This is a genomic window from Agrobacterium sp. SORGH_AS_0440 (assembly GCF_031453135.1).
Taxonomy (GTDB): domain Bacteria; phylum Pseudomonadota; class Alphaproteobacteria; order Rhizobiales; family Rhizobiaceae; genus Agrobacterium; species Agrobacterium pusense.
In genome coordinates this window covers 1901476-1928348 of record NZ_JAVIYR010000001.1, presented here as the reverse complement: position 1 = coordinate 1928348, position 26873 = coordinate 1901476, and the positions used below count along the sequence as shown (strand labels likewise).

Here is a 26873-nt window from a genome sequence, read left to right as displayed (position 1 = left end):
GAAATCTACATGTCCGTACTCCACATTCGCCAGGTCACGAAAAGCTTTTCCGGTGGCACCAAGGCAGTCGACAGTTTCTCGCTCGATGTCGCTGATGGCGAACTCGTCTGCCTTCTCGGCCCCTCTGGTTCGGGAAAATCGACGTTGCTGCGCATGGTTGGCGGGTTCGAGCAACCGACAGGCGGGCAAATCACCATAGATGGCGAAGACGTCACCCGCCTGCCTCCGGAGCGGCGGCCGACCGGCATGGTATTCCAGAGCCACGCGCTCTGGAGCCACATGAATGTGTTCAAAAACCTTGCTTTCGGCCTCAAACTGCGCCGCATGCCGGCTGCCGTGATCAGGGAGAAAGTGGAGGCCGTGCTCGAACTCGTCGGTCTCTCCGGTTATGGCGAGCGAGCCACAAGCCAGCTTTCGGGCGGCCAGCAGCAGCGTGTGGCGCTTGCCCGCTCGCTGGTTCTGGAGCCGAAAATCCTGCTTCTCGACGAGCCCTTCGCCAGTCTCGACCAGCATCTGCGCGAAAGGCTGCGGGAAGAGGTTCGGGATATCCAGCAGCGTCTCGGCATCACCACGCTGTTTGTCACCCACGGCCAGGACGAAGCGCTTTCCATGGCAGACCGCATCGTCGTGATGGCGAATGGCAAGACCGAACAGATCGACCGGCCGAATGTGATCTACCGGGAGCCGAAGACCCCGTTCGTCGCCGGCTTCATCGGCACCATGAACCTGATTGAGGGCATGGTTTCAGGTGGGAACTTCATGCGCGCTGGCTTCACCTTTCCGCTTCCCGTCTCTGATGGCCCGACCATTCTCGCCGTTCGCCCGGAAGCCATCGATCTGGCGACCTCCGAAACACCGGAGGGGAGTGTGCACCGGGTGACGGATTATGGCACCCATGGCCTTGTCGACCTTGATCTGACCGATGGCACCAGGATCAAATCCATGGTCTCCCATCCGGATATGTTCCGGGCGGGACAGGGGGTACGGATTTCGCCCCGTTCCATCACGGCCTATCGCGACAACCGCCCGATCTACCGGAGCTGACATGACTCATCCGATACTCATCGACCGCAACGGCCACAAAACCTGGCTCAAATGGCACCGCGGCCGCCGCCGTGCTTCCGATCCGGTCTTTACGGGGGAGCGCATCATCGAAGCGATGCGGCTCGGTGCAAGCATCGAAGTCGATCTCGTCATTCATGCCGATCACGGTTGCGCCGTTTTGCATGACCGGACGCTGGAGCGGGAAACCACTGGCACCGGCCGTGTACGCGATACATCCGCCGCAACCCTGCGACAGCTTCACCTGCGCGATAATGACGGCCAGCCAATCGCTTCGAAAGTGATGTTGCTTGAAGACCTTTGCGCCCTGCTCGCGGATTACACCGTTCATCCCGACGCCCTGCTACAGCTCGATTTCAAGGAAAACCGGCAGGCGCTTGGCCCACAGGTGGTCGCCGGCTTCCGGATAAGCGTTTCACCCATCGCAAAGTCGGTGATCCTGTCAGGCGGCGATTTCGACGCTATTACCGCGCTGGCTGGCTTGGCCCCCGGCCTTCGCACTGGCTATGACCCCTGCCATCGCGGCACCCTTGCAGAGTTGAAGGCAAGCGGAAACTATCTGGGCTTCATCGAAGACGCCCTTGCCACAGCACCCGATGCGGACATGATCTACCTCGCGTACGAAATCGTGCTTGCAGCTGCGGATGCTGGTGTCGATATCATCGCCCCAATCCATGCCGCGGGCCGCCGTGTGGATGCTTGGACGATCAACAGCGTCACGCCGCAATCCACTGATGCAGTCGAGCGGCTCTTGAGGCTGAAGGTGGACCAGATCACCACCGATGACCCCGAAGGGCTCGCAGAGGTTTTCAGCAAATGACAGTCAATTACAGCGCCATCCTCGAGCACATGGTCGCCACCGCCCGCGAAGCCGGCGCATTGACGCTCGACCATTTCCGGCGCTTTCGCGACATCGAGATCGGCGTCAAGGGTCCGGGAGACTTCGTTTCCGACGCCGACAGGGATTCCGAGACGCTGATCCGAAAGCGTCTGCTGGGCCAATATCCCTGGGGACTGACCGGCGAGGAATTTGCGCCCGTGGAAGGAGCCGATCAGGATCATCGCTGGCTGGTCGATCCAATCGACGGCACCACCAATTTCCTCTTTGGCCAACATTACACGATCACCATCGCGCTTAGGCGCGGCAACGAGACCATATGCGGACTGGTCTACAATCCCGTCTCCGGCGAGATGTTTACGACGATCAAGGGGGAAGGCGCCTATCTCAACGGCGAGCGCCTGCAGGTCAATGCCAGCACCGATGTTGCCTTGATGTGCGTCGGCACCGGCCTGCCGACGCCCAATCTCCAGCTTTATCCAGGCGCCTATCAGCGCCTCGACTCGATCCGCGCCCCCATCGGCGCGGTCCGTGTGGTCGGTAGCGCCGCCAATTCATGCGCTTATGTGGCCTGCGGCCGGCTGACCGGTTATTATGAGGAAACCGGTTTCGTCGACACCGCAGCCGGCATCCTGCTGGTGCAGGAGGCGGGCGGAATCGTGACTGACTGGTGGGGTCGCGGTCCGGAATTCTACGAAAAGACGGGCACGCTGATCGTCGCCAATCCCGCGACCCATGCTTACCTGATGGAGCACCTGCGAGGCGTTCCGCTCAAGAACCCGGCATAAAAGCTTCTTCTTCGAAGCACCGATACCGCAGCACCCGCCTCAGGCCACCTGCACCAGATGGCCGGGTGATACCGTCTTGTAGTTTCGCGCAGGTGTTTCATATCCCATAGCCCGTATCGGGCTCTTCAGCTCGTCATTGGATATGCCACGCCTTATCCCCCGCCTTGACGGATCGGGCACTGGCACAGCCGCCATCAGCTTTTTTGTGTAGGGATGCTGCGGATTGTCGAAAACAGCCGCCCGCGGGCCTATCTCGACGATCTCCCCCAAATACATCACCGCGACACGATGGCTGACACGCTCCACCACCGCCATGTCATGGCTGATGAACAGAAAGGCGAGGTTGAGGCTCTGTTGCAGGTCTAGCAGCAGATTGCACACCTGCGCCTTGATCGAGACATCGAGCGCAGAGACGCTTTCGTCGGCGACGATAACCTTCGGATCGAGGGCGAGCGCACGGGCAATGGCGATACGCTGGCGCTGGCCGCCCGAAAATTCATGGGGGTAGCGATTGGCCATGTCGGCTGAAAGCCCGACCTTTTCGAGAAGATCGGCGGTCTTTTCCTTCGCCTGTTTCGTGGTGCCCAATTTATGCTTGATGAAGGGTTCAGAAATTGCCGTACCCACCGTCATGCGCGGATTGAGCGAGGAGAACGGGTCCTGAAAGATCATCTGCACGGATTTGCGCATGTTGCGGACCCCGACCGTATCGAGACGCATCACATCATAACCATCGAGTGACACATCGCCGGACGACGGCTCAACAAGCCGCATGATCGAGCGGCCGGTGGTGGATTTGCCGCAGCCGGATTCGCCCACAAGCGACAGCGTTTCACCCTGAAAGAGATCGAAGGAGACGTTTTCAACGGCGTGAACCGCACCCGTCTGGCGCGCCAGCAGGCCGGACCGGATGGGAAAACGTGTCACAAGATTCTTCACCGACAGGACCGGCGTCTGACCGCTCGCAACGGTCTCCGCCACCTCCTGAGGCTCAGCCGAAAGACCGGTCTTCATGTCGAGCACGGGAAAACGCGTCGGCCAGTGCCGGTCACGCATCGAGCCGAGCTTCGGCACCGCCGAAAGCAGCGCCCGTGTATAGGGATGCTTGCCGCGTTTGAATATCTCCTCGGTCGGCCCGGTCTCGACCTCGTCGCCGCGATACATCACGATTGTCCGGTCGGCGATTTCGGCCACGACGCCCATGTCATGCGTGATGAAGAGCACCGACATGCCCTCCTCTTCCTGCAGCAGTTTGATGAGGTCGAGGATCTGGCCCTGAATGGTCACGTCGAGCGCCGTCGTCGGCTCGTCGGCGATCAGCAGTTTCGGTCGTGAGGCGAGCGCCATGGCGATCATCACGCGCTGGCGCATGCCGCCTGAAAACTGGTGCGGATACTCGTCGAAACGGCCCGCCGCGTTGGGAATTCGGACCTTTTCCAGAAGCCGCACCGTCTCGGCCCGCGCCTCGTGTTTCGAAAGCCCCTTATGGCGAATGAGAACTTCCGAAATCTGGCGGCCGATGGTGAAGATCGGATTGAGCGACGTCATCGGCTCCTGAAAGATCATCGAGATATCGTTGCCGCGTACACCGCGCATTTCCTTTTCGGAAAGCGAAAGCAGATCGCGGCCGTTAAGCAGCACCTCGCCTTCTATCCGGCTGGAGGCCGGCGCAAGCAGACGCATCAGCGACAGCGACGTCACCGATTTGCCGGAACCGGATTCCCCGACAATGGCGACGGTTTCACCGGGCGCGACATGAAAGGAGACATCACGCACGACACTCTTCCAAGCGCCATCGACAAGGAAGGAGGTGGTGAGGTTGCGGACGGAGAGGACTGGATTTGTTTCCATGGTCTCACCGCCCCACCGCATAGGCCTGCATCAACCGCGGTGTTGCGGCGGCGCGCAGCAGGCCGTCCGCATCGCGGCGCGCGGCGGTGAGCCGCCCGACCGACCAGGCATCGGCAACGGTAACCCGGTGGCCACGACGGCGAAGCTCGGCAAGCGTCGCCTCACCCACCGTGCCCTCCACCATGATTTCACCCGGTGAACTGGTGCGCGGATAAAACGAACCCGGAAAATGCGAGGTATGGAACAAGGGCATATCGATCGACGCCTGCAGGTTCTTGCCGTGGTGGGCATAACGCAGGAAGAAGGGCAGCTGCCACTGGTCCTGCTGGTCGCCGCCCGGCGTACCGAAGACCATGGAAGGCCGGCCCTGATGCAGCGCAAGCGAGGGCGTCAATGTGGTGCGCGGGCGTTTACCCGGTGCAAGCGAGGTCGGCAGGCCTTCCTTTAGCCAGAACATCTGGGCGCGGGAATTGAGCGCGAAACCGAGGCCCGGCACGATGGGAGACGACTGCAGCCAGCCGCCCGACGGGGTGGTGGACACCATGTTGCCCCAGCGGTCGATGACATCGATATGCACGGTGTCACCGCGCTTTTCGGTGAGATGCGACATGGTCGGCTCGTAGACGGTGCCCTTGCCGCTCATTTCCGCCAGCATCGCCATTGTCGCGTCCACCTGCTTTTCGTAACCCGGCACGATGCCTGGGCGCAGCTCCAGCGAGGCCTCGCTGCCAATCAGCGCGCGACGTCCGGCATTATAGCCTTCCGACAGGAGATATTCCGTCGGAATCTGCCCGAATTCCGGATCGCCGTAATAGACTTCGCGGTCAGCAAAGGCGAGCTTCATGGCTTCGACGATGGTGTGGATGAAATCGGGACCGGACGGGTCCATGGCCGCAATGTCGAAGCCCTTCAGCAGCGCAAGCGATTGCAGCAGGACCGGACCCTGCCCCCAGGCTGGCGTCTTGGCAATCGTCCAGTCGTGGTAATCGAGCGTCTGCGGCGCCTCCACGGTGGCGCTCCACCCGGCCATATCCTTCGCCGTCAGCACACCCTTGTGCCTTGTGCCGCTGGCATCCATTACCTCTGCGGTGCTGACGTAACTGTCGATGGCTTCCGCAACGAAACCCCGGTAGAAGGCATCGCGCGCCGCCTCGATCTGATTTTCGCGGCCAGAACGCGCTTCGGCTTCAGTGATGATCCGCTGATAGGTCGCCGCCAGAACCGGATTACGAAAATTGGCGTGAGGCTCCGGTGCGGCACCGCCCGGCAGCCATGTTTCGTAGGAAGTAGGCCATTCCTTCTCGAAGAAATGGGCTAGCCCCTTGATGGTGGCAGAGACACGCGGCAGCGTTGGATGCCCATGTTCGGCATAATAGATGGCCGGTTCCAGCACGTCGCGCACGCTCATCGTGCCATAGTCGCGCAGCATCAGCATCCAGCCATCGAAGGCGCCGGGGATGACGGTGGCAAGCAGCCCGTCGCCCGGGACGAGTTTCAGACCTTCCGAAGTATAATGTTCAATCGTCGCACCGCTCGGAGCCGGGCCCTGGGCGCAGATGACCTCCACCTTGTCCTTCTGCTTCGAATAAAACACGGCGGGCATGTCACCGCCCGGACCGCACAGATGCGGCTCGACGATCTGCAGGACGAAGCCGGTGGCGACGGCGGCGTCGAAGGCATTGCCGCCCTTCTCTAGGATTGCCATGCCAACCGCCGAGGCGATCCAGTGGGTTGAGGTGACGACGCCGAAGGTGCCAAGGATTTCAGGGCGTGTGGTGAAATCAGTCATTCCGATATTCCTTGTAAAAAATCATGCTTCGCGCGGATCGAGCGCATCGCGCAGACCATCGCCCAGAAGATTGAAACCGATGACGACGAGGAAGATGGCAATGCCGGGCCACATCGTCATCCATGGCGCCTGGCTCAAGAAGTTCTTGGCGGTGTTCAGCATCGAACCCCAGGAGGGCGCGGGCGCCTGCTGGCCAAGCCCGAGGAAGGAAAGGCTCGCCTCCGCGATGATGGCGGTCGCCACAGTCAGCGTCGCCTGCACGATGATGGGGGCAAAGACATTCGGCAGGATGTAGCGGGTCATGATGTCGATGTGGTTGAGGCCGATAGACCTTGCACCCTCGACATAATCCTCCATCTTGACGGCCAGCACCTGCCCGCGCGTCAGCCGCACGAAGATCGGCATGGCGGAAAGGCCGATGGCGATCATCGCATTGGTAAGGCTCGGGCCGAGAAAGGCGGCAAGCGCGATCGCCATGATCAGGAACGGCATGGCGAGCAGCGCTTCGGTAATGCGGGAGATGACCATATCCACCCAGCCGCCGAAATAGCCGGAGATCAACCCGAAGGGGACGCCGATCACCACGGCGATAATGACGGAGACGACGCCGGCCATCAGCGAAGCGCGAGCGCCATAGATCATGCGCGAGAGAATATCGCGGCCGAGATCATCCGTGCCGAGCCAGTGGGCCGCCGACGGCGCCTTGCGGATGGCCGACCAGCTGGTCGCGACCGGATCGGCAATCGGCAGTATCGGCGCGGCAATCGCCAGCACGGCGAAAAACACGACGATGATCAAGCCGGCGAGCGCCGACTTGTTGCGCTTCATCTTTTTCCAGGCGCGGCTTTCCTGCCCTGTCGCCGGTATCGAAAGGTTTTGATCCAGAACGGTCATGATATCAGGGCCTTAGATTGTCGCCCTTAGGCGGGGGTTGAGCAGGACATAGGCAATGTCGGCCAGCAGGTTCATGAGGATGAAACCGACGGCGGTGCAAAGCACGATGCCCTGCACGACGGCATAATCACGGGTGAAGACCGCATCCACGGTCATCTTGCCAAAGCCCGGGATCGTGAAAATTTGCTCCGTCAGAACCGCACCGGCCAGCAGTTCGCCGAAGAGCAGCGCCAAGAGCGTGATAACGGGCAGAAGCGCGTTGCGGAAACTGTGAGACAGGATGATTTCGCGCGGGGAAAGCCCCTTGGCGCGGGCGGTGCGGATGTAATCGGAGCTGAGCACCGCCACCATCGCCGAACGCGTATGGCGCATCAGCGTCGCCGCCAGTGCATTGCCCAGCACGAAGGCGGGCATGATCATGGTTTCGATGGAGCGGACAGGGTCGACGAAGATCGATTCATAACCCGATGCCGGCAGCCAGCCGAGTTTCACCGATACCAGCAGAATGAGCATGATGCCGAGCCAGAAATTCGGGATGGACAGGCCGGAAAGCGCCACGATATTGGCCGTGTAGTCAATCCACGTATTCTTCTTGACGGCGGCCAGAATGCCGATGGGAATGCCGATGATCATGGCAAAAAACATCGCCATGACAGCCAGCTGAATGGTTACCGGCAGCTTCTGGCCAATCAGTTCCAGAACCGGCTGGTTCGTGCGCAACGAAATGCCGAAATCACCCGTCACCACGCCGCCGAGCCAGTTGAGATATTGCATCGGCACGGGGTCGTTGAGGCGATATTTTTCCCGCAGGAATTCAATCGTGGCGGGGTCGCGCTCTTCGCCAGCCATCGCGAGGATGGGATCGCCCGGCAGGAGTTTCTGCAGGGAAAAAACGAAAATGGAAATGATCAGAAGCGTCGGGATCGCGACCAGCAGTCGCTTGCCGATATAAACAGGCATGGCATTGCCCCCGTTTTGGTCCGGTCTTGGCGGCCGCACGGCAAGCCGTGCGGCCTATGCGAAGGGATCAGTCCTTGGAAACGCCGAGAAGGCGGATCATGCCGTCAGGCGAAGGCGCCCAGTCCTTGACCTTTTTGGAGATGGCATAGGCATAAGGCTGGTGGCCGAGATAGATGATCGGCATGTCATCGTTGAGGATGACGCTTGCGGCATCGTATTTTTCCTTGCGCACCGCGTCGTCGGTCGAAGCGCGGGCCTCGTTCAGCAGCTTGTCCACTTCAGGATTGCAATATTTCACATCGTTGATGCCGCCCTTGCAGGTGACGAACTGGTGCAGGTTGCCATCGGGATCGATACGTCCCGACCAGTCGGAGCGGCTGAGCTGATAATTGCCGGCGGTCTGCTCGGAAAGAAGCGTCGCGAATTCCGTGGCCTTCAGGGTGACGTTGAAGCCGGCCTCCGCCACCATGGACTGAATGACCTGCATCATCTGCGTCTGCGTTGTGTTGTTGGCGTGCTGAAGCTCGACGTCCAGCGTCTCGTAACCCGCCTCCTTCATCAACTGCTTGGCCTTGTCGATATCACGCGGCGGAACCGGCAGGTTCTGGTTGAACCAGGGGCTTGAGGGCGGATATGCCTGATTGCCGGCCTTGGAGGTGCCTTCAAAAACAATCTGGCCGATCGCTTCGCGATCGATCGCGTAGGAAAAGGCCTGACGCAGGCGCTTGTCCTTGCCGAGCGGATTGTCAGCGCGTGCCCCATTGTTGATGTTGACATACATGGCCATGTAGCCCGGTCCGATGACATCGGCATAGGTTAGCTTGGGATCATTCTTGACGGATTCCGCATCGGAAGCCGAGATGCGCTCGGCGATATCGAGATCGCCGGCACGAAGGTTCGCAAGCTTCACCGTGGTGTCGGGGATCGGCAGGTAGACGACCTTGTCGACGAGTATTTTGTCCTTGTCCCAATAGTCAGCAAATTTCTCGAGTACGATGCGATCCTGCTGGATGCGCTCGACAAATCTGAACGGTCCGGCGCAGACGGGCTTCGAACCGAAATTAGCGCCCAGTTCCTTGGCAGCTTTCGGCGCGACGATCATGCCGGCGCGGTCGGAAAGCTGTGCCAGCAGGGTAACGTCAGGCGTCTTCAGGGTGAATTTGACTTCCAGCGGCCCGGTCGCCTCGACTTTCTCGACAGACGACAACTCGCTCTTGCGGCGAGATTCCGGCAGCGTCATGTTGCGCTCGATGGTGGCGACGACAGCCGCCGCATCAAGCGTTTCACCATCGTGAAACTTGACGCCATCACGGATTTTCATTGTCAGCACCTTGCCGCCTTCGGACCAGGCCCATTCGGTGGCAAGCTGCGGCACGATCTTCATGTCCTGCGAGATATCCACCAGCTTGTCGCACATGGCGGTGTAAACGATGCGGCCGACAAAGGTGCGCGATTGCGCGGGGTCGAGCACATCGGCATCGTCATTGAGGCCGATGCGCAATTCGGACGATAGCGCCGGCGAGGCCAGAAATACGCTTGCCAACAGCGCCGCAGTCAATGTCTGGATTTTCTTCATGTTCGTTCCTCTGGTCAGGTTATTTTGACTTTTTGTCATTGGCCGCCCCGTGAGGGGCGGCAGTTTTCATCCGTGGCCTCAAGAAGCCTCAGTCATCGAACTAACAGCTTCGGCCGCATCGCCCTTCCCGACGCCTTCCTCCAGAAAGCCGAGAGACGTGGCGCGGATCAGCCTTTCCTGATGCATGAGAAGATGCTGACGCATGGCTTCACCGGCTCTGGCGGGATCACGGTCGGCGATGGCGTCGACAATGGCCATATGCTGTTCGAAAGACGCTCTGCCGTTTGCGCCGCTGCGCCGGGCAAGCTCCCGTATCGACTGCCAGGCATCATCCTGACGCACGCGGTTGATGACATCGAAGATGGACAGGAAAAGCTTGTTGCCAGCGCTCTGGGCAATCTGGCGATGGAGCGAGCCATCCCATAATTCCTTGGCGTCGGCATCAGTGCTCTGACTGGTCTTTTCGACAAGGGCGCGCATACGCTCCACCTCGTCCGGCTTGGCGCGCATGGCCGCGAGCTGTGCCAGCTGCGGCTCGATGCGCAGGCGTACTTCCATGATTTCCATGAAATCCGTCCCGGCGACCAGTTCCGTGAACTGGGCGGACCAATCATCCGGTTTTTCACCCACAAAGGTTCCGGCCCCCTGCCGCCGCCATATGAGGCCTTCAGCTTCCAGAACCTCAAGAGCGCGACGAACCGCACGACGGCCGACATTGAAGGTTTCCGCGAAGGCCCGCTCCGTGGGCAGGCGACGGTCTTTCGCAAGATCCTGCGTCTGAACGTACTCCCGCAACTTCGCAAGCGCGTAGTTGGAGTTGTCGTTGGGGTTCACCGTCACGTCGCACCATTTACCGAACCAATCTCACATTGGTTCATTTGGTGAGAAATTTTCGCCGTCGTCAAGCTTATTTTTAAGCGGCAATAACTGACGCTCAAAATATGGGCATGTGGCGTTTTTGAAGGTAAACGGCGGGCGCTGGGCGATTGGGCGCTATAGACGCACCCGCCCATCCTGAAGATCGAAGGAGAGCCTGATGCGCCCCGACAGGCGCTCGCCGGGGCCAACCGTCATCAGACCCTGCCCTTCTCGCTGCGCCTGAGGCAGGCCAAGCGCTCCGGCGGCCATGGAAACGGGCTCAAGACAGAGATAACGTTCCATGCGGTGTACGGCGAGATGGCCGAAAACCGCATCGGCTTCGAGCCGTAGTGAAAACCTATCGAAGTCGACCTGCGCGCTCGACCAATCGGTGAAATGCAATGTGTATCCCGTTGCTGCGGGAATGGCGGGTTTCGGGTGAGGTGCCGGCGGATGGCCGGTTGGCACGTTCTGCGCGTCCAGCGGATATTGCAGTTTGGCGTCCGTCCGCGCGTCGCAACCGAGCCCGGCCGCCAGATAGGGATGCCAGCCCAGCGACACCGGCGCAGGCACATTAGCGCGATTTGTTATCGACAATTCCACGGTCATGCTGTCGTCTTCCAGCAGGAAAGACTGCTCGGCGCGGAAGGAAAACGGCCACTCTCCGTCAGCCTCGTAGTCCAGTGCCAATGCGACCCGATCCGAAGAAAGGTCTGAAATCTCCCAAGGCCGGCGGTGAGCCGGGCCATGCATGGCGTCAGGCGCAAGCGCCGGATGCGGCAGCAGGTCATGGCGGATACCCGTATGGACGAAGGACCCGCGATAGAGCCGGTTGTGATAGGGAAACAGCGGGTATGCGCCGGCCCTCGGCCAGTTGAACCGATCGAAATCCTGCTCCGTTGTCGGCACCAGAATATCGCCGTAGTCCCCGTGCCACAGATGGGTCATCCTGCCACCCCAGGCGGGGCGCAGGCGGGCAGAGAGCCGCCCGCAGGCAATCGTAACCGTTTCAGGCGAAGGCATAGGAGCCGTCAGGCCGTTTCGGCACTCGTCTTTGCCAATGAACATAGCCATCTTCCTGCATGGCTTTCTCATTCATCTCGACACCCCAGCCCGGGCGGTCGGGCCTCAGCTCCAGATATCCGTCCTTCGGCAGATAGGGGTCGACGACATAGCGGGTTTCGTCCTCGCGTTTTTCGAGATCGGTGCCGCCATAGACGTAGCATTGCCCTTTCGGCAGCCGGTATTCGAGAATCCGGAAATTCTGCTGGGCAGCGGAAAAATGCACGTTGACGGCGGTGGCGAGCGGTCCCATCGGGTTATGCGGCGCGATGCTGACGAAGTGGGCTTCCGCGAGCGTGGCGATGCGGCGCATCTCCGAAATGCCGCCGACGACGCAGATATCGGGCTGGATGATATCCGCACCCTTTACCTGAAGAAGACGCAGGAACTCATTGCGATTATAAAGGCTTTCACCCGTTGCCAGCGTGCAGTTCAGCCCCTGTTTCAGGTCTCCCCACATCTCGATGTTTTCCGGGCGCAAAGGCTCTTCGAAGAACAGCGGATCGTAAGGGGCAAGCGCATTGCCAAGCTGGCGGGCGGCCGCTGGCTCGAAAATCTTGGCATGGGCGTCAAAGGCGATGTCGTAGTCGGGCCGCACCGTTTCGCGAAGCGAACGGAAATACTCGGCGGAACTGCGCACCACCTCGCCCCAGCGATGGGCGTGGATATCGAGGCGCCACGGGCTGAGCTTGAAGGCCGTGAAGCCCCAATCCTCGTTGAGACGGTCGAATTCCTCCTTTGCCGCCGGCGCATCCGGAGCGGTGTAGACACCGGCATAGACCTTGATACGGTCGCGCACTTCGCCGCCCAGCAGCTTGTAGACCGGCACGCCCGCCGCCTTGGCCGCTAGGTCCCAGAGGCAATGATCGAGCGCCGAGATCGCCGACAGACCGAGCGCTCCAGGCGGAAAGCGGTTCTGCTGGAGCAGGAGATTATAGAGATACTCCACCCGTGTCGGATCCTGACCGGCGAGGAATCCGTAGAGGTAATCCAGCACCGGCGGCAGGGTGAGATCGGGGCCGTGATTGTAACATTCACCCCAGCCGGTCAAACCGTCATCGGTATCGAGAGCGACGATGACACGGGGGCGGTCCTTGTCGCGGGTGACGAATACCCGCATGCGATCGATTTTCATGCTTCAGTCTTCCTCATGAATTGCAGCGTGCGAGGCCCGGCATCATCGCGCGACGGCCCCGTTCTTGACTTCGGATGGTTCGACGTAGCGGAATCTGCGGGTACGGTCCCGGTCGCGTGGGTCCGGGCGCGGAATGGCGGAAAGAAGCGCCTGCGTATAGGGATGATCCGGCGCGTTGCAGACCTTTTCGGCGTCTCCCACTTCCACCAGCTTGCCGCGATACATCACGCCTACGCGGTCGCACATATAGCGGATGACGCCGATATCGTGACTGATGAAGACATAGGCGAGCCCCAGCTCGTCCTGCAGCCGCATCAAAAGATCCAGCACCTGGAACCGCACCGAAACATCGAGCGCCGAAGTCGCCTCATCCGCCACGATGATACGCGGCTTCAGGGCTATGGCTCGGGCGATGCCGATGCGCTGGCGCTGGCCGCCGGAAAAGGCGTGCGGGTAACGCTCACGTCCGGCCGGATCGAGACCCACCTGCTCCATCAGCTCGCAGACACGCTCATCCAACTCCCTGCCCCTGGCAATGCCGTTGACCAGCAACGGCTCGCCGATGACCTGTGCCACGGTCATGCGCGGATTGAGCGAGCCGAACGGGTCCTGGAAAACCATGCGCAGCTCACGCCGTGCGGCTTTCAGCTCGGGACCTTCTATCCTGGCCAGATCGACCACGCTGCCATCTGCCCGGCGATAGAGCATCGCGCCGCCGGTCGGATCGTAAAGGCGCATGATGGAGCGGCCCATCGTGGTCTTGCCGGAACCGCTTTCGCCGACGATGCCGAGCGTCTCTCCCGGCAATAGCTTGATCGACACGCCATCCAGCGCCTTCATCTCGCCGAAATGCATGGAAAGGTCATTCACTTCGAGCACCGGCGCGGCCGTGAGATCGAGCGGAGGTCGCGCAAGCCGGATTTCAGCCTTCTGCTCCAGCTTCAGCACGGAGCCGATCAACATGCGGGTATAGGGGTCCTGCGGGCTGTGGAATATCTCATCCACGGTTCCATATTCCTTGGCGACCCCATGGTGCATGACCAGCACGTCGTCGGCAATCTGCGCCACCACACCCATATCGTGGGTGATGAACAGCACCGCCATGCCATGCGCCTTTTGCAGCCGCGATATCAGGTCGAGGATTTCGGCCTGTGTCGTCACATCGAGCGCCGTCGTCGGTTCGTCGGCGATCAGAAGCTGCGGTTTGCAGGCCAGCGCCATGGCGATCATCGCACGCTGGCGCATGCCGCCCGAATATTGGAAGGCGTAGCGATCCAGCGCCTTTTCGGGGTTGGGGATTTCCACCTGCCGCAACAGTTCGATGGCCTCGGCGCGCGCCTCAGCCTTGCTCATCTTGAGGTGCAGCCGCAGGACCTCGATGATCTGGTCACCAACGGTATGCACGGGTGAAAGCGACGACATCGGCTCCTGAAAGATCATCGCGATATCAGCGCCGCGCACCGAGCGGATGGCACGGCTGCGCGGATCGAGCTTTGCCAGATCCAGAGAGGTGCCGTCGGCGCGGTTGAGGATGATCGACCCGGACGCAATGCGACCGGGACTGTCGATGATCTGCAGGATGGAGCGGGCGGTGACGGATTTGCCGGATCCGCTTTCGCCAACGACGCAGAGCGTCTTGCCGGGATCGATTGAGAAAGACAGATCGTTGACGGCCCGGAAAACGCCGTTTCTGACCGGAAATTCAGTGACCAGATTGCGGACTTCAAGCAGCGGTTTGGCTGGCTTCATGGAAAGAATGTCGCTCATCCGGGGCCTCACTTGTTATAGGGGTCGGCTGCGTCGCGCAGGCCGTCGCCGAGCAGATTGAGAGCCATGACGGCAATAACGACAGCCACACCGGGCAGGAACAGCCAGGGTGCGGTTGCAATCGAGCGGATATTCTGCGCCTCGCGAAGCAAAACGCCCCAGGAAATCGTCGGCGGCTGCAGACCTAGACCGAGGAAGGACAGCGATGTTTCCGCAAGGATCATCGCCGGAACCGCAAGCGTGACCGAAGCGATAATATGGCTCGAAAAGCTCGGCAGCATATGGCGGAAGATGATGCGCCCTTCCGGCACGCCATCCAGCCGGGCCGCGGCCACGAACTCTTCGGTCCTGAGCGACAGGAACCGGCCGCGCACGACACGGGCGAGCTGCGCCCAACCGGTCAGGGACAGGATGATGGTGATCATCATATATTGCAGCGTGGCAGGCCAGCCCTGCGGCAGGGCGGCGGCCAGCGCCAGCCAGATGGGAATGGTGGGGAGCGACAGCACGAAGTCGATCACACGCTGCATGACGAAATCGATGCGGCCGCCGTAATAACCGGATATGCCACCGAGAACGACGCCGAGCAGCAGCGAGAAGAACACGCCGACAAGACCGATCGACAGGGAAACCTGCGCGCCCTGCACAACGCGACTGAAGACATCGCGCCCGAGACGATCCGCGCCGAAGAGGAACAACGGCCGCGTTTTGTCGGTGGATGCCAGCAGATGGAGGTCCGTGGTGAACAGGCCGAACACGGAATATTCGTAACCGCGACCAAAAAGCTGAACCGGAATTTTCTTCGCCGTATCCTCGACGAAGACCGCCGCAAGCGTCTCCGGATTGCGGGTCAGCTTCAGCGGATAATAGTGCAGCCCGAGCGAGAAACCCTCGGTCGTATCGATGAAGTGGACGCGCTGCGGCGGATGGAAGGTGGCGCGGGCATTCTGAAGCACCGGATCGTTGATGGCGAAGAAGCCCGGCACCAGCGCGACGATATACATGGCGATGGTGATGAACAGGGCGGCCATGGCCAGCTTGTGGCGTTTGAACGCCCACCAGATGAGCTGCCACTGCGAAGCGACGGCGGCGCGGTCCTGCCGGGCATTGGTGGTCATGGTGATATCGCTCATGGTGCCCTCCTATTCGAGCCGGATGCGCGGATCGACCAGCGCAAGCAGGATGTCGCTGATCAGCGAACCGATCAGCGTCAGCGCGCAGATCAGCAGCACGAAAGCGCCGGCGAGATACATGTCCTGCGCCATCAGCGACTGCAAGAGCAGCGGCGCGGCCGTCGGCAGATTGAGCACGATGGCGACAACCACGGAGCCCGAAATGAGATTGGGCAACAGCCATGCGATGGTGGAGATGAAGGGATTGAGCGCAATTCTGAGCGGATATTTCGTCAGCAGCTTAAACTCGGACAATCCCTTCGCCCGCGCCGTGGTTACATAGGGCTTGGGCAATTCATCCAGCATATTGGCGCGCATGACGCGGATGAGGCTTGCGGTGGAAGACACGGCAAGGATGGCGACCGGCAGCCAGATATGGGCCATCAGGTCCATCATCTTGGCGATGCTCCACGAGGCGGTCTCATATTCCGCGGAAAACAGCCCGCCGACATCGGCCCCGAACTCTACCGCCGCGACATACATCAGCACCAGCGCCAGCAGGAACGAGGGTATGGAAAGGCCGAAAAAAGAAAAGGCAGTGAAGAGATAGTCGCCTATCGAATATTTGCGCACGGCGGAGAAGACGCCAATGGGAAGCGCGATGGCCCAGGTTGCAAGAAGGCTTGCGATGGCCAGAACCAGCGTCAGCGCCATGCGCTCCCAGATGAGGCCTGAAACCGGCTGCTGCCACTCGAACGAAATGCCGAAATCGCCGCGGCTGACGATGCCCCATATCCATTTCAGATATTGCACGATCATCGGGTCATCGAGGCCGAAACGTTCGCGCAGCTGCGCCGCCGTATTGTGGTCGATGACCTCGTTGGAGGCGGCCAGTGTGGCGATATAGGTCGTCACATAGTCGCCGGGCGGCAGCTGGATCAGGACAAAGGCAAGGAAACTGACGGCAAACAGGGACGGTATCATCCACAGCAGGCGTTTTACGATGAAAAGCAGCATGTCGTTCTCGCAATCACATTGTGCCGCACGCGCCGCCTTCCACTCAGGAGACGGGCTTGTGGGTGGTCGAAACAACCTGAGAGGCGTCGCCGCGTTGCGGCAGCGACGCCCATGTGGCGTTATCAGCTTGTGAAGGTGAACTGTTGCGGCAGCGCCGGGCCGGGATTGGGCCAGGTCCAGCTGTCGGGTTCCGTTTCCGGCACGTTGCGCAGATTGTTGCGGATGATGCCGAAACCGCCCACCGCAAGGCAGAGGCCGATCGTTTCGAACTCTTCCGCCGCAATGTCGAAGATCTGCTTCATCTTCTCGCCGCGCTTGGCAAGGTCGGCCGTGGAGCGCGCCTCATCGAAAAGCTTGAAGCGCTTTTTCTGGCTTTCTGGCGGCTCCTCGCCCTTCTGGCCGTTGGATGTATACCAGAGCGCCCACGGAATGGCGTAACGCGACCCCTGCGGGTGGAAGGCGAAGAAATCGCGCGGGTCGAGCATCGGATCGAGACCGCCGGGACCGGGCCAGACGGCGGCATCATGGGCGTTGTCATCGCCGCGTGTATAATAGAGCGCGCGTTCGATGGTATTGACCTTGATGTCGACGCCGATCTGCGCCCATTGCGCCTTCACCAGCTCCAGCGCATCGACCAGATCGGGATAGAGCGTCGGGATGACATCGATGGAGAAGAAGATCGGCTGGCCGTCGGGACGAAGCCGCATGCCGTTGCCGTTCTTCTTGTCGTAACCGGCCTTGTCGAGAAGCTCGTTCGCCTTGTCGGCATCATATTCGGTGAATTGCCGCGCGAGCTTTTCGTTGTACCAGGGATGTGTCGGACGTGGCCCGGCCTGATACCCTTCGCTTTGGCCGAAATAAACGATGTCGATGATTTCCTGCCGGTTGAGCGAGATGGACAATGCCTGACGGAAAGACTTGTCTGCAAACATCTTGCGCATTGCCGGGTCTTTGTGGGTGATGTTCAGGTAAATCTGGCACTGCTGCGCGGCAGACGGCACCAAAGTCAGCAGGCGGTAGTCGCCCTTTTTCATGTTCTGCGACAGGGTCGGCTTGTTGGCGAGAACGCTGATATGGCGCTCCTGAATGTCGATCTTGCCGGAAATGACGTTCAGCATCAGCGATTCCACATCCTGCGAAATGCCGAAATTGATTTCGTCGATATAGGGTAACTGGTTACCTTCGGTATCGACCTGCCAGAAGTATGGGTTGCGGGTCATGACCACCCGTGTCGCACCGCCGGAGTAAGGCTCCTTCACCACCCATGGATCAAGCGTCGGCTTGTCGACATTCGACCAGCGGGAGGGAATTTCGATATCCCCGCATTTGGCGCGGAACAGTTCGGTCCAGCTGGAGACGCCCGCCGCCTTCACATCGGCATCGAGCGCCGTGTTGTATTTCGGCAGGAACTTGCTGCAATAGTGCTTGGGAAACAGCGTCGGATGCTGGCCGAGCGGCGTGGCGAGGTTTTCGAGATAAAGCGCATTCGGCGCGGCGAATTTGAACTTTACCGTGAAATCGTCGACTTTTTCGACATCGACCGCCTTGCCGGCCACGGAGAGCTGCGCCGGCGTGGCGCTGTAAAGCTCCTTGTTCTTGATGCAGTCCTCGATGGCGAACACCACGTCATCGGCGGTGAAGGGGTGGCCGTCCGACCATTTTGCGCCCTCCAGCAAATGGAAGGTGAATTGTGAGGCATCGTCGTTGACCTCCCATTTCACCGCAAGGTTCGGCAGAACCTCGGTGAAATCCATGTTCCAGCGAACAAGGCCCTGATTGCCGACCATGCGCAGGATGCCGTTATGGTCCGACGAACCGCGCAGGCCACGGCGCAATGTGCCGCCATAGGTGCCGATTTTCTCGTGCGGCGTCACCACCATCGGATTTTTCGGCAGGCGTTCGGCCAAGGGCGGCAATTTGCCGTCCTTTACCAGCGCCTCCAGTTCCGGCGCCTGCTTGCCGGCAGCAGCCCGCGCCGAGGCTCCCATGACGGAAAGTGCGGCCACGCCGCCAACACCCGCCATAAAGGTTCGGCGCGTTACGCCCAGTGAAAATGCTTCGCCATCGCGCATCGACAATCCTCCCAAAAAATCACCGGCAGCGAGACGGCTTTCACCGAACCGCGACGGCCCTCCCGGCCAGCCAGCAGGCCGATCCTCCATCGGCAGGGGCAGACCATATGGGCGTTTTCAGATGATTACAAGTATTGACAGATTTTTACATCTTTTTTATTTGTAGGCCGGTTTTCGGAATCAGGCTTGAAGAAAAAATCGGTAGGACAGCCCCTCGCGCACAAAAACTCCGGTATTTCTGTTGCGATTGAAATGCAGGAAACCCATTAACTTCAGCGATTTGCAACGAAAGGGCTGCTGATGGACAATCACACTGCATCTGCCGCCGCTCGAGGCGAAACTCGGCTGAGCGACATCATCTACGAAAAAATCGTCGGCATGATTTCGGACGGGCGGTTTCCTGTGAACGAGCGGCTGCCATCGGAACAGAATCTGGCGTCGCTGTTCGGTGCATCGCGGCCGGTCGTGCGGGAGGCGCTGGAGCGGCTTCGGAACGACGAGCTTATCGTTTCGCAAAAGGGATCCGGCTCCTATGTACGCCAGCAGCCGGATTCTTCCGTGTTGCAACAGGTGCCGGTCGGCTCGCTGGCCGACGTGCAGCGTTTTTTTGAGTTCAGGGCCGGATTGGAGGCTTCCGCGGCTGAGCTTGCGGCGCGCAACTGGCAGGCCGCTGACAGGGTGCGGATCGAGCAGGCGATTGCCGCGCTGGAACAATGTCTCGAGCGCAACGATCTCGGTGCTGAGGAAGATTTCGCCCTGCACGAAGCCATCGCGAAGGCGAGCCACAACCAGTTCCACATCACGGTGCGGATCTGGTTCAAGCCGCATTTCGCAATCGGCCAGTCGGTGACACGCAGCCTCAGCCTCAAGCGGACGCCGCAGCATGTGCGCGAAGTCCAGAACGAGCACACGGCAATCGTGGAAGCGATTTTTGCGCGACGGGAGCAGGCTGCGCATGACGCGATGAAAGACCACATATTGAAGGCGCGCGCCCGCATGTTTCAGGGCGTTGGCAGTTAGGCCGCATCCTGCACTGTCGAAAATAGAATCATAAAGGGCGGATGAGGGAGAGGAACCAGTGAGCCAGCCGCATATCATAGAACCGAAGCTCCGTTCCTTGATCGATACCCCGTTGAAGGTCGGCGAATCGCCTGCCTGGGACGAGCGAACCGGCGATCTGTGGTTCGTCGATATTCTCGCGCCCGCCATTTTCCGCCTGCATCCCGGCGGAAAACTCGACAGATACGACATGCCCGCCCAGGTCGGCTGTCTCGGCCTTTGCGACAATGGCTTGATAGTGGCGGGCCTCAGGACCGGCGTGCATCTTCTTAATCCCGCGAGCGGCAAGCTCGATTTTCTCTGCGATCCGGACGGCGGGCGGCCCGACAGCCGCCTCAACGACGGAAAAGTCGGCCCGGACGGCCATTTCTGGGTGGGGACCCGCGATGAGGCCGCGATACAGACGGGCAATGCACGGCTCTATCGCGTTGCCCCGGATGGTGGCATCGAACGCATCATCGATGGCGACATGTTCACTTCGAACGGACTTGCCTGGAGCCCGGACGGCAGACGCATGTACCATTCCGACAGCAGCGGCCTCATGCTTCAGGCGTTCGATTTCGACGCTGCGACCGGCAGGATCGGCCCGCCCGAACGTCTGCACGATTTCGCGCCGGATGAAGGCAGGCCGGACGGTGCGGCGACCGATTGCGAAGGCTGCTACTGGAGCGCCGGCGTTCAGGCGGGACGTCTCAACCGCTTTTCACCGGACGGCGAATTGTTCGAGGTCTACAGGCTGCCGTTCAAGGGGCCGACCATGCCCTGTTTCGGCGGTCCCGACCTCAAGACGATCTACCTCACAAGTCTCGTCACCGAGACGGGCGGAATAACCACAGCAGGTACGGTTGTTGCATTCGATGCCCCGGTCGCCGGCACGCCTGTTCACAAATTCTCCATCTGAAGATGACTTTTGATCTTAAGGAACCCAGTTGATGACGACATTCGATTTTCGCCAGGCCCTGAAGGGCATCTCCGGCGTTCCGGTAACGGCTTACGATGCAAGCGGCGAAGTGGAGACCGGTGTTACCGCCGAGGTTTACGCACGCGTTGCAAAGGCTGGAATCCATAATATCGTCGCGGCAGGCAATACCGGCGAATTCTACGCCTTGACGCCTGCAGAAATTCTGAAGGTCTATGAGGCCGCGATAGAAGGTGTCGGCGGGAAAGCCCCGGTCACGGCGGCTATTGGACGCTCTCAGCGCGAAGCGCTCTCCTTGGCGCGTCAGGCAAAAGAAATGGGCGCATCCGCCGTCATGTCGCATCAGCCAGTCGATCCTTTCGCAGCCCCGCAATCGCAAATCGACTACTTTACCGGCCTCGCTGAAGGCAGCGAACTGCCGCTGGTCGCTTATGTCCGGGCGGACGGCTTTTCGGTCGATGACATGGTACGGCTTGCGAGCCACCCGAATGTCGCCGGCATCAAGTTCGCGACGACCGACATCATGCTTCTGTCGCGCGCGATTGCCGCTTCCGATCCGAACGGCGCTCTATATGTCTGCGGACTGGCTGAAAGCTGGGCGCCCGCTTTTTCGGCGGCCGGTGCGCGCGGCTTCACCTCCGGCCTCGTTAACGTGGCGCCGCAATTTTCGCTGCAAGTTCATGAGGCACTGACCTCAGGCGATTTTACGGCTGCACGGAAGATTGTTCAAAAGATCGAAATGTTCGAGCGGCTGCGCACACGATATCGCAACGGCGCCAATGTGACCGTTGTGAAGGAAGCCATGGACATACTCGGGTTCAAAGTTGGCCCGGTGCGCGCACCGGGATTGGCGCGTCTGGATAAAGAGGACCGTGCGACCCTTGAGGGACTGCTTGCCAGCTGGTCTTGATGGCGCCGAACCGTCCAGCTGCAAATTACGCAAATGACGGGGCGCGGTTCATCTGACGTGATCCGAACCGCGCCGCCTCGCCTTGATCGATCATGTGCCGGCCAAGAGCCGGCACATGAGTTTTTGGCGGAACGCCTAGCCGAATAGCGCCAGACTGCTTTTTACCGTGACCCACACGCCCCAGAGAAGCGGAATACCAACCGCAGCCCAGGCAAGAGCGGCCTTGGCGTCCAGTCCACCGCGACCGATCCCGAAGGAGCCTGTCGGCCCGGCATTCGCGGCCGCGGTCTTCGCCTGAAGCGCCGCCACCTCCGAATCCGACATGAACCATTTGTCCGAGAGCGGCCGCACGAAGGCGTTGGCCACGAGGCCGATCGCCAGCATGCCTGCCAGAATATACATGGTGCTTGTGTAGAGTGCGGGTCCGGGTGCCACGCCCGCCGCGATCTGCGCCTCGCGGATGTAATTGACGACGACGGGACCGGCGATGCCGGCAGTCGCCCATGCCGTCAGGAGACGGCCGTGGATTGCGCCGACGAACTGCGTGCCGAAGATGTCCGCAAGATAGGCCGGGATGGTGGCGAAACCGCCGCCATACATGGACAGGATGATACCGAAGGCGAGAACGAAAAGCGCCTTGTTGCCCATCGTCGCGAGCGTCGGCGCCAGCGCGTAAAGAATGATGCCGAGAATGAAGAAGCAGAAGTAAGTGTTCTTGCGGCCGATCTTGTCCGACATGGACGCCCAGAAGAAACGGCCGCCAATGTTGAAAAGCGAAAGAAGGCCGGTGAAGCCCGCGGCAATCGCCGCAATCTGCGCCTTCTGTCCGGCATCGAGATCAGCAAAACCGACACCCGGAAGGCCGATCAGAGAACCCGCAAAAATTTCCTGCAGCATCGGAGAGGCCATGCCGATGACACCGATGCCGGCCGAAACATTCAGGCAGAGCACCGCCCAGATCAGCCAGAACTGTTTCGTCTTATGCGCGTCGCGCAGATGGACGTGTCGCGTTGTGATCATGGCGCTTTTGGCCGCCGGCGCCGCCCAGCCTTCCGGGCGCCAGCCCGCAGGCGGAATGCGATATCCGAAGGCGCCGGCCATCATGAAGACGAAGTATATCAACGCCATGACGACGAAGGTCTGCCAGACGCCGACAGACGTCTCGGTCTTGAAGCTGTTCATCAGCAGGTTGGCAAGTGGTGCGCCAATCATGGCACCGCCGCCAAACCCCATGATGGCCATGCCCGTGGCCATGCCGCGACGATCCGGGAACCATTTGATCAGGGTCGAGACCGGCGAAATATAACCGAGGCCAAGGCCAACGCCGCCAATGACGCCGGCACCCAGCCACATCAGCCACAATTGGTGGGTCATGACGCCAACGGCTGCCACCAGAATGCCGCCGCACCAGCAGCAGGCGGAAACGAAGCCCGCCATGCGGGGTCCCACCCGTTCCAGCCAGCCGCCCCAGATAGCCGCCGAGCAGCCGAGAAGCACGAAGAAGAGCGTATAGATCCAGCCGAGATCAGCCACGCGCCAGTTGCACTCGGTGGTAAACAACGCGCCCATCAGGGTCAGGGCGGAGCAACTCGGATCCGTCGCTGGCAACGCTTTCGACAGCGGCAGCCAAAATACGCTAAAACCATAGGCCATGCCGATGCACAGATGGATGGCAAGGGCCGCCGGCGGCACCAGCCAGCGATTGAAACCCGGTCTTGCGATTATTCGTTCGCGGTCCAAAAACCCGGCTTGCGCCGCCTCTCCCGCCGTTGCGCCTGCTACTGCCATTGACACTACCTCCCTCGTGAATGTCTGGACATTTGTCATTCGCCCCGCCAGGCGAATAGCGATGCCGCCGAACGTCCTCCCATGCGGCGGCAAGCTTCATTCATTTCCGCACGCGTCAGACGCGCGTTGTTTCGGGCACGCTCGGTTCCGAAAGGGATTCCCCCGCAATCGGTCCCTTGCCGCCCGGTGCGCCCTTTGCGTCTTCGCCGAGCCCTACGGCATCGGCCGCTGGCGCGTCTGGCCTTCTGATCTCTCTGGATGCGGCAATCACGAGTGGCAGAAAATCACCGGCACCGGCGTCCACCATCTCAAAGAAGCGCCGCCGCATGCGCGGTTCCCAGAACTTGTTGATATGGGTGGCAACACCATCGAGACGGATATCTTCCGGCTGTGACAGAAAAAACGTCGCAATCTGGTTCGCCATCCTCACCAGCTTTTCGTCCGTGTGATTGGGTAACATGATCTACTCCCCGCGCCAGTTCACGTCCCGACGCCACATGATGAGAAGGCCGGGACAAGCCCGGCCCCGATTATTCCGCAGCTTCCAGCTTGCCGGCGATGCGGCGGGACTGACGCGAAAGCGCATCATATTCTTCCTGCCATTCCGTTGGTCCGTTGGAGGGAGAGACCTGAACCGCCGTCACCTTGTATTCCGGGCAGTTGGTCGCCCAGTCGGAAAAGTCTGTCGTGATGACGTTCGCCTGCGTGCCGGGATGGTGGAAGGTCGTATAGACCACGCCCGGCGCCACACGATCCGTAATCAGCGCTCGCAGCGTCGTATCGCCCGAGCGGCTCACAAGCTTGATCCAGTCGCCGTCCTTCACGCCGCGCTGTTCGGCGTCATGGGGATGGATTTCCAGACGATCCTCCTCGTGCCAGACGACGTTTTCGGTGCGCCGTGTCTGCGCCCCGACATTGTATTGCGACAGGATGCGGCCGGTGGTGAGCAGCAGCGGGAAACGCGGACCGGTGCGCTCATCCGTCGCCACATATTCCGTGCGGATGAACTTGCCCTTGCCGCGCACGAAGCCGTCGACATGCATGATCGGCGAACCCTCTGGGAATTTTTCGTTGCAGGGCCATTGCACCGAGCCCTTCTCTTCGAGATAGGCATAGGAAACGCTGGCAAAACTTGGCGTCGTTGCCGCTATTTCGTCCATGATCTCGGAGGGATGGGTGTAGTTCCACAAAAGACCCATGGCCTGCGCCAGCTTCTGGGTTACTTCCCAGTCGGCATAACCGTTCTTCGGCGACATGACCTTGCGCACGCGGTTGATGCGGCGCTCGGCATTGGTAAAGGTGCCGTCCTTTTCGAGGAAGGTGGAACCCGGCAGGAACACATGCGCGTAATTCGCCGTCTCGTTCAGGAAGAGATCGTGCACCACGACACATTCCATGGCGGCAAGACCGGCGGAAACGTGCTTGGTATCGGGGTCCGACTGGAGAATGTCCTCGCCCTGAATATAGATGCCCTTGAAGCTGCCATCGACAGCGGCATCCAGCATGTTGGGGATACGTAGGCCCGGCTCGTTGTTGAGCTTCACGCCCCAGAGTTTCTCGAACACATCGCGTGTCGCATCATCGGAGATATGGCGATAGCCCGGCAGCTCGTGCGGGAAAGACCCCATATCACAGGAGCCCTGCACATTGTTCTGACCGCGCAGCGGATTGACGCCCACCCCGGGACGGCCGATGTTGCCGGTCGCCATGGCAAGATTGGCAATCGCCATGACGGTCGTTGAACCCTGGCTGTGTTCGGTAACGCCAAGACCATAATAGATCGCGCCATTGCCACCCTTGGCATAAAGCCGGGCCGCGCCGCGCAGATCTTCAGCCGGTACGCCCGTGAAACGTTCCGTCTGTTCCGGACTATGCTGCGGCTCGGCAACGAAGGCGGCCCAATCCTCGAACTCCGACCAGTCGCAACGCTCGCGAATGAAGGCCTCATTGAACAAACCTTCCGTGACGATCACATGGGCAAGCGCCGTCAGCACCGCAACGTTGGTTCCCGGCAGCAGCGGCAGGTGGAAAGCGGCCTCCACATGTGGCGTGCGGACAAGATCGATACGGCGCGGATCGATGACGATCAGCTTTGCGCCCTGACGTAGCCGCTTCTTCAGCCGCGAACCGAAAACGGGATGGCCGTCGGTCGGATTGGCGCCGATGACAAGCACGACATCGGAATGCTCCACGCTGTCGAAATTCTGCGTGCCGGCAGATGTGCCGAAGGCCTGGCCAAGACCATAACCCGTGGGCGAATGGCAGACGCGGGCGCAGGTATCAACGTTATTGTTGCCGAATCCGGCGCGAATGAGTTTCTGGACGAGGAATGTTTCCTCATTCGTACAGCGGGACGAGGTGATGCCGCCAATGGACTCTTTCCCATAGGTGCCCTGGATGCGCCGGAACTCGGACGCAACGTGGGAGAAGGCTTCCTCCCAGGTGACTTCCCGCCACGGATCGCTGATCCTTTCGCGAATCATCGGGTTGAGGATACGATCTCTGTGGGTCGCATATCCGTAAGCGAAGCGGCCCTTGACGCAGGAATGGCCACGGTTTGCCTGTCCATCCTTCCACGGCACCATGCGCACCAGCTCTTCACCACGCATTTCCGCCTTGAAGGAGCAACCGACGCCGCAATAGGCGCAGGTGGTCACCATCGAATGTTCCGGCTGGCCAATCTCGATCACCGATTTTTCGGTGAGCGTCGCGGTCGGACAGGCCTGCACGCAGGCGCCGCAGGATACGCAGTCGGAATCGAGGAATGCCTCGTGCGCGCCGGGCGATACCCTGCTTTCAAAACCGCGGCCTTCGATCGTGAGCGCGAAGGTGCCCTGCACTTCCTCGCAGGCGCGCACGCAACGGGAACAGACGATGCATTTGGAAGGATCATAGGTGAAATAGGGATTGCTTTCGTCCTTCGGCATAAAGCGGGCATTAAGATCGCCCTCCCCGGTGCGGGCCTTGACGTGATTGTCGCCCTCGTAACCATAACGCACGTCACGAAGGCCCACCGCGCCCGCCATATCCTGCAACTCGCAATCGCCATTGGCGGCGCAGGTCAGGCAGTCGAGCGGGTGATCGGAGATGTAAAGCTCCATCACGCCCTTGCGGATCTGCTTCAGCCGCTCTGTCTGCGTATGCACGACGAGACCGGCGGCAACAGGCGTGGTGCAGGAGGCGGGCGTGCCGTTGCGGCCCTCCACCTCGATAAGACAGAGCCGGCACGAGCCGAAGGCATCCACCATGTCGGTGGCGCAGAGTTTCGGCACATCGATGCCCGCTTCACGCGAGGCGCGCATGATCGACGTTCCCGCGGGAACAGTCACCTGGCGGCCGTCGATTGTGAGCGTCACCATATCAGTGGCGTTGGACTTGGGGGTGCCGTAGTCGAATTCGGTTACAAGGGCCATGGT

The 26873-nt window shown here is 60.5% G+C and carries 21 protein-coding genes; 6 read left to right on the top strand and 15 right to left on the bottom strand.

The window, feature by feature from the left end; all coding sequences use genetic code 11:
- Positions 1 to 9: 9 nt before the first annotated feature.
- Genes QE453_RS08700 through QE453_RS08690 form a run of 3 tightly spaced genes read left to right on the top strand, consistent with a single transcriptional unit; the run spans position 10 to position 2688 of the window.
- Positions 10 to 1044: an ABC transporter ATP-binding protein gene (locus QE453_RS08700; RefSeq protein WP_034497853.1), complete on the top strand. Its 1035-nt coding sequence runs from the start codon at positions 10 to 12 to the stop codon at positions 1042 to 1044.
- 1 nt (position 1045) lies between these two features.
- Complete coding sequence (locus QE453_RS08695) at positions 1046 to 1882, top strand: glycerophosphodiester phosphodiesterase family protein (protein ID WP_309776787.1); 837 nt, start codon at positions 1046 to 1048, stop codon at positions 1880 to 1882.
- Positions 1879 to 2688: an inositol monophosphatase gene (locus tag QE453_RS08690; protein ID WP_309776785.1), complete on the top strand. Its 810-nt coding sequence runs from the start codon at positions 1879 to 1881 to the stop codon at positions 2686 to 2688. Before QE453_RS08695 ends, QE453_RS08690 begins: the two co-directional genes overlap by 4 nt.
- A 39-nt stretch (positions 2689 to 2727) precedes the next feature.
- Here the strand turns inward: QE453_RS08690 and QE453_RS08685 are convergent, their stop codons facing one another.
- The 12 genes from QE453_RS08685 to QE453_RS08630 form a co-directional block, all read right to left on the bottom strand.
- Complete coding sequence (locus tag QE453_RS08685; protein ID WP_309776783.1) at positions 2728 to 4539, bottom strand: ABC transporter ATP-binding protein; 1812 nt, start codon at positions 4537 to 4539, stop codon at positions 2728 to 2730.
- A gap of 4 nt (positions 4540 to 4543) precedes the next feature.
- On the bottom strand, positions 4544 to 6328 hold the full coding sequence (locus QE453_RS08680; protein ID WP_309776782.1) for a gamma-glutamyltransferase family protein: 1785 nt from the start codon (positions 6326 to 6328) through the stop codon (positions 4544 to 4546).
- A gap of 21 nt (positions 6329 to 6349) precedes the next feature.
- Complete coding sequence (locus QE453_RS08675; protein ID WP_309776781.1) at positions 6350 to 7222, bottom strand: ABC transporter permease; 873 nt, start codon at positions 7220 to 7222, stop codon at positions 6350 to 6352.
- A gap of 12 nt (positions 7223 to 7234) precedes the next feature.
- Positions 7235 to 8182, bottom strand: a complete 948-nt coding sequence (locus QE453_RS08670) for an ABC transporter permease (RefSeq protein ID WP_034497866.1) — start codon at positions 8180 to 8182, stop codon at positions 7235 to 7237.
- Between the two features lie 67 nt (positions 8183 to 8249).
- A complete protein-coding gene (locus QE453_RS08665) occupies positions 8250 to 9758 on the bottom strand; it encodes an ABC transporter substrate-binding protein (RefSeq protein ID WP_309776779.1) in 1509 nt (502 codons plus the stop codon).
- Between the two features lie 78 nt (positions 9759 to 9836).
- Complete coding sequence (locus QE453_RS08660; RefSeq protein ID WP_309776778.1) at positions 9837 to 10598, bottom strand: FadR/GntR family transcriptional regulator; 762 nt, start codon at positions 10596 to 10598, stop codon at positions 9837 to 9839.
- Between the two features lie 153 nt (positions 10599 to 10751).
- On the bottom strand, positions 10752 to 11639 hold the full coding sequence (locus QE453_RS08655; RefSeq protein WP_309776776.1) for an aldose 1-epimerase: 888 nt from the start codon (positions 11637 to 11639) through the stop codon (positions 10752 to 10754).
- Entirely contained in the window at positions 11626 to 12813 is a 1188-nt protein-coding gene (locus QE453_RS08650) for a galactarate dehydratase (protein WP_309776774.1), read from the bottom strand. The genes QE453_RS08655 and QE453_RS08650 overlap by 14 nt, the downstream gene beginning before the upstream one ends.
- Positions 12814 to 12855: 42 nt before the next feature.
- A complete protein-coding gene (locus tag QE453_RS08645; RefSeq protein ID WP_309776772.1) occupies positions 12856 to 14580 on the bottom strand; it encodes an ABC transporter ATP-binding protein in 1725 nt (574 codons plus the stop codon).
- Positions 14581 to 14588: 8 nt separating this feature from the next.
- Complete coding sequence (locus tag QE453_RS08640) at positions 14589 to 15713, bottom strand: ABC transporter permease (protein ID WP_004444561.1); 1125 nt, start codon at positions 15711 to 15713, stop codon at positions 14589 to 14591.
- A gap of 9 nt (positions 15714 to 15722) precedes the next feature.
- Positions 15723 to 16709, bottom strand: a complete 987-nt coding sequence (locus tag QE453_RS08635) for an ABC transporter permease (RefSeq protein ID WP_003521681.1) — start codon at positions 16707 to 16709, stop codon at positions 15723 to 15725.
- 122 nt (positions 16710 to 16831) lie between these two features.
- Complete coding sequence (locus QE453_RS08630; RefSeq protein ID WP_309776771.1) at positions 16832 to 18781, bottom strand: ABC transporter substrate-binding protein; 1950 nt, start codon at positions 18779 to 18781, stop codon at positions 16832 to 16834.
- A 300-nt stretch (positions 18782 to 19081) separates the two neighbouring features.
- Between QE453_RS08630 and QE453_RS08625 the strand changes: the two genes are divergently transcribed.
- Genes QE453_RS08625 through QE453_RS08615 form a run of 3 tightly spaced genes read left to right on the top strand, consistent with a single transcriptional unit; the run spans position 19082 to position 21669 of the window.
- Positions 19082 to 19801 (top strand): FadR/GntR family transcriptional regulator, encoded by a 720-nt coding sequence (locus tag QE453_RS08625; RefSeq protein ID WP_003521683.1) that lies wholly within the window; start codon positions 19082 to 19084, stop codon positions 19799 to 19801.
- Between the two features lie 58 nt (positions 19802 to 19859).
- Positions 19860 to 20741 carry an SMP-30/gluconolactonase/LRE family protein gene (locus tag QE453_RS08620; protein ID WP_309776768.1) on the top strand — a complete coding sequence of 294 codons (882 nt, stop codon included), beginning with the start codon at positions 19860 to 19862 and terminating at the stop codon, positions 20739 to 20741.
- 31 nt (positions 20742 to 20772) lie between these two features.
- Positions 20773 to 21669, top strand: coding sequence for a dihydrodipicolinate synthase family protein (locus QE453_RS08615; protein ID WP_309776766.1), 897 nt, complete (start codon positions 20773 to 20775; stop codon positions 21667 to 21669).
- Positions 21670 to 21804: 135 nt separating this feature from the next.
- Here QE453_RS08615 and QE453_RS08610 read toward each other — a convergent pair whose 3' ends face one another.
- The 3 genes from QE453_RS08610 to fdhF all read right to left on the bottom strand — a co-directional run bounded on the left by QE453_RS08610 (position 21805) and on the right by fdhF (position 26870).
- Positions 21805 to 23457: an OFA family MFS transporter gene (locus QE453_RS08610; RefSeq protein ID WP_309776764.1), complete on the bottom strand. Its 1653-nt coding sequence runs from the start codon at positions 23455 to 23457 to the stop codon at positions 21805 to 21807.
- 115 nt (positions 23458 to 23572) lie between these two features.
- Complete coding sequence (locus QE453_RS08605) at positions 23573 to 23917, bottom strand: formate dehydrogenase subunit delta (RefSeq protein WP_309776762.1); 345 nt, start codon at positions 23915 to 23917, stop codon at positions 23573 to 23575.
- 70 nt (positions 23918 to 23987) lie between these two features.
- The gene (gene fdhF, locus QE453_RS08600) at positions 23988 to 26870 is read right to left on the bottom strand and encodes a formate dehydrogenase subunit alpha (RefSeq protein WP_309776760.1); all 2883 of its coding nucleotides are present in this window, start codon (positions 26868 to 26870) and stop codon (positions 23988 to 23990) included.
- Positions 26871 to 26873 lie beyond the last annotated feature (3 nt).

Bases quoted from the DNA above. Each gene is read 5' to 3' on its own strand.
- QE453_RS08700 (WP_034497853.1), top strand. From the start codon at position 10: ATGTCCGTACTCCACATTCGCCAGGTCACGAAAAGCTTTTCCGGTGGC.
- QE453_RS08695 (WP_309776787.1), top strand. From the start codon at position 1,046: ATGACTCATCCGATACTCATCGACCGCAACGGCCACAAAACCTGGCTC.
- QE453_RS08690 (WP_309776785.1), top strand. From the start codon at position 1,879: ATGACAGTCAATTACAGCGCCATCCTCGAGCACATGGTCGCCACCGCC.
- QE453_RS08685 (WP_309776783.1), bottom strand. From the start codon at position 4,539: ATGGAAACAAATCCAGTCCTCTCCGTCCGCAACCTCACCACCTCCTTC.
- QE453_RS08680 (WP_309776782.1), bottom strand. From the start codon at position 6,328: ATGACTGATTTCACCACACGCCCTGAAATCCTTGGCACCTTCGGCGTC.
- QE453_RS08675 (WP_309776781.1), bottom strand. From the start codon at position 7,222: ATGACCGTTCTGGATCAAAACCTTTCGATACCGGCGACAGGGCAGGAA.
- QE453_RS08670 (WP_034497866.1), bottom strand. From the start codon at position 8,182: ATGCCTGTTTATATCGGCAAGCGACTGCTGGTCGCGATCCCGACGCTT.
- QE453_RS08665 (WP_309776779.1), bottom strand. From the start codon at position 9,758: ATGAAGAAAATCCAGACATTGACTGCGGCGCTGTTGGCAAGCGTATTT.
- QE453_RS08655 (WP_309776776.1), bottom strand. From the start codon at position 11,639: ATGCCTTCGCCTGAAACGGTTACGATTGCCTGCGGGCGGCTCTCTGCC.
- QE453_RS08650 (WP_309776774.1), bottom strand. From the start codon at position 12,813: ATGAAAATCGATCGCATGCGGGTATTCGTCACCCGCGACAAGGACCGC.
- QE453_RS08645 (WP_309776772.1), bottom strand. From the start codon at position 14,580: ATGAGCGACATTCTTTCCATGAAGCCAGCCAAACCGCTGCTTGAAGTC.
- QE453_RS08640 (WP_004444561.1), bottom strand. From the start codon at position 15,713: ATGAGCGATATCACCATGACCACCAATGCCCGGCAGGACCGCGCCGCC.
- QE453_RS08635 (WP_003521681.1), bottom strand. From the start codon at position 16,709: ATGCTGCTTTTCATCGTAAAACGCCTGCTGTGGATGATACCGTCCCTG.
- QE453_RS08630 (WP_309776771.1), bottom strand. From the start codon at position 18,781: ATGCGCGATGGCGAAGCATTTTCACTGGGCGTAACGCGCCGAACCTTT.
- QE453_RS08625 (WP_003521683.1), top strand. From the start codon at position 19,082: ATGGACAATCACACTGCATCTGCCGCCGCTCGAGGCGAAACTCGGCTG.
- QE453_RS08615 (WP_309776766.1), top strand. From the start codon at position 20,773: ATGACGACATTCGATTTTCGCCAGGCCCTGAAGGGCATCTCCGGCGTT.
- QE453_RS08610 (WP_309776764.1), bottom strand. From the start codon at position 23,457: ATGGCAGTAGCAGGCGCAACGGCGGGAGAGGCGGCGCAAGCCGGGTTT.
- QE453_RS08605 (WP_309776762.1), bottom strand. From the start codon at position 23,917: ATGTTACCCAATCACACGGACGAAAAGCTGGTGAGGATGGCGAACCAG.
- fdhF (WP_309776760.1), bottom strand. From the start codon at position 26,870: ATGGCCCTTGTAACCGAATTCGACTACGGCACCCCCAAGTCCAACGCC.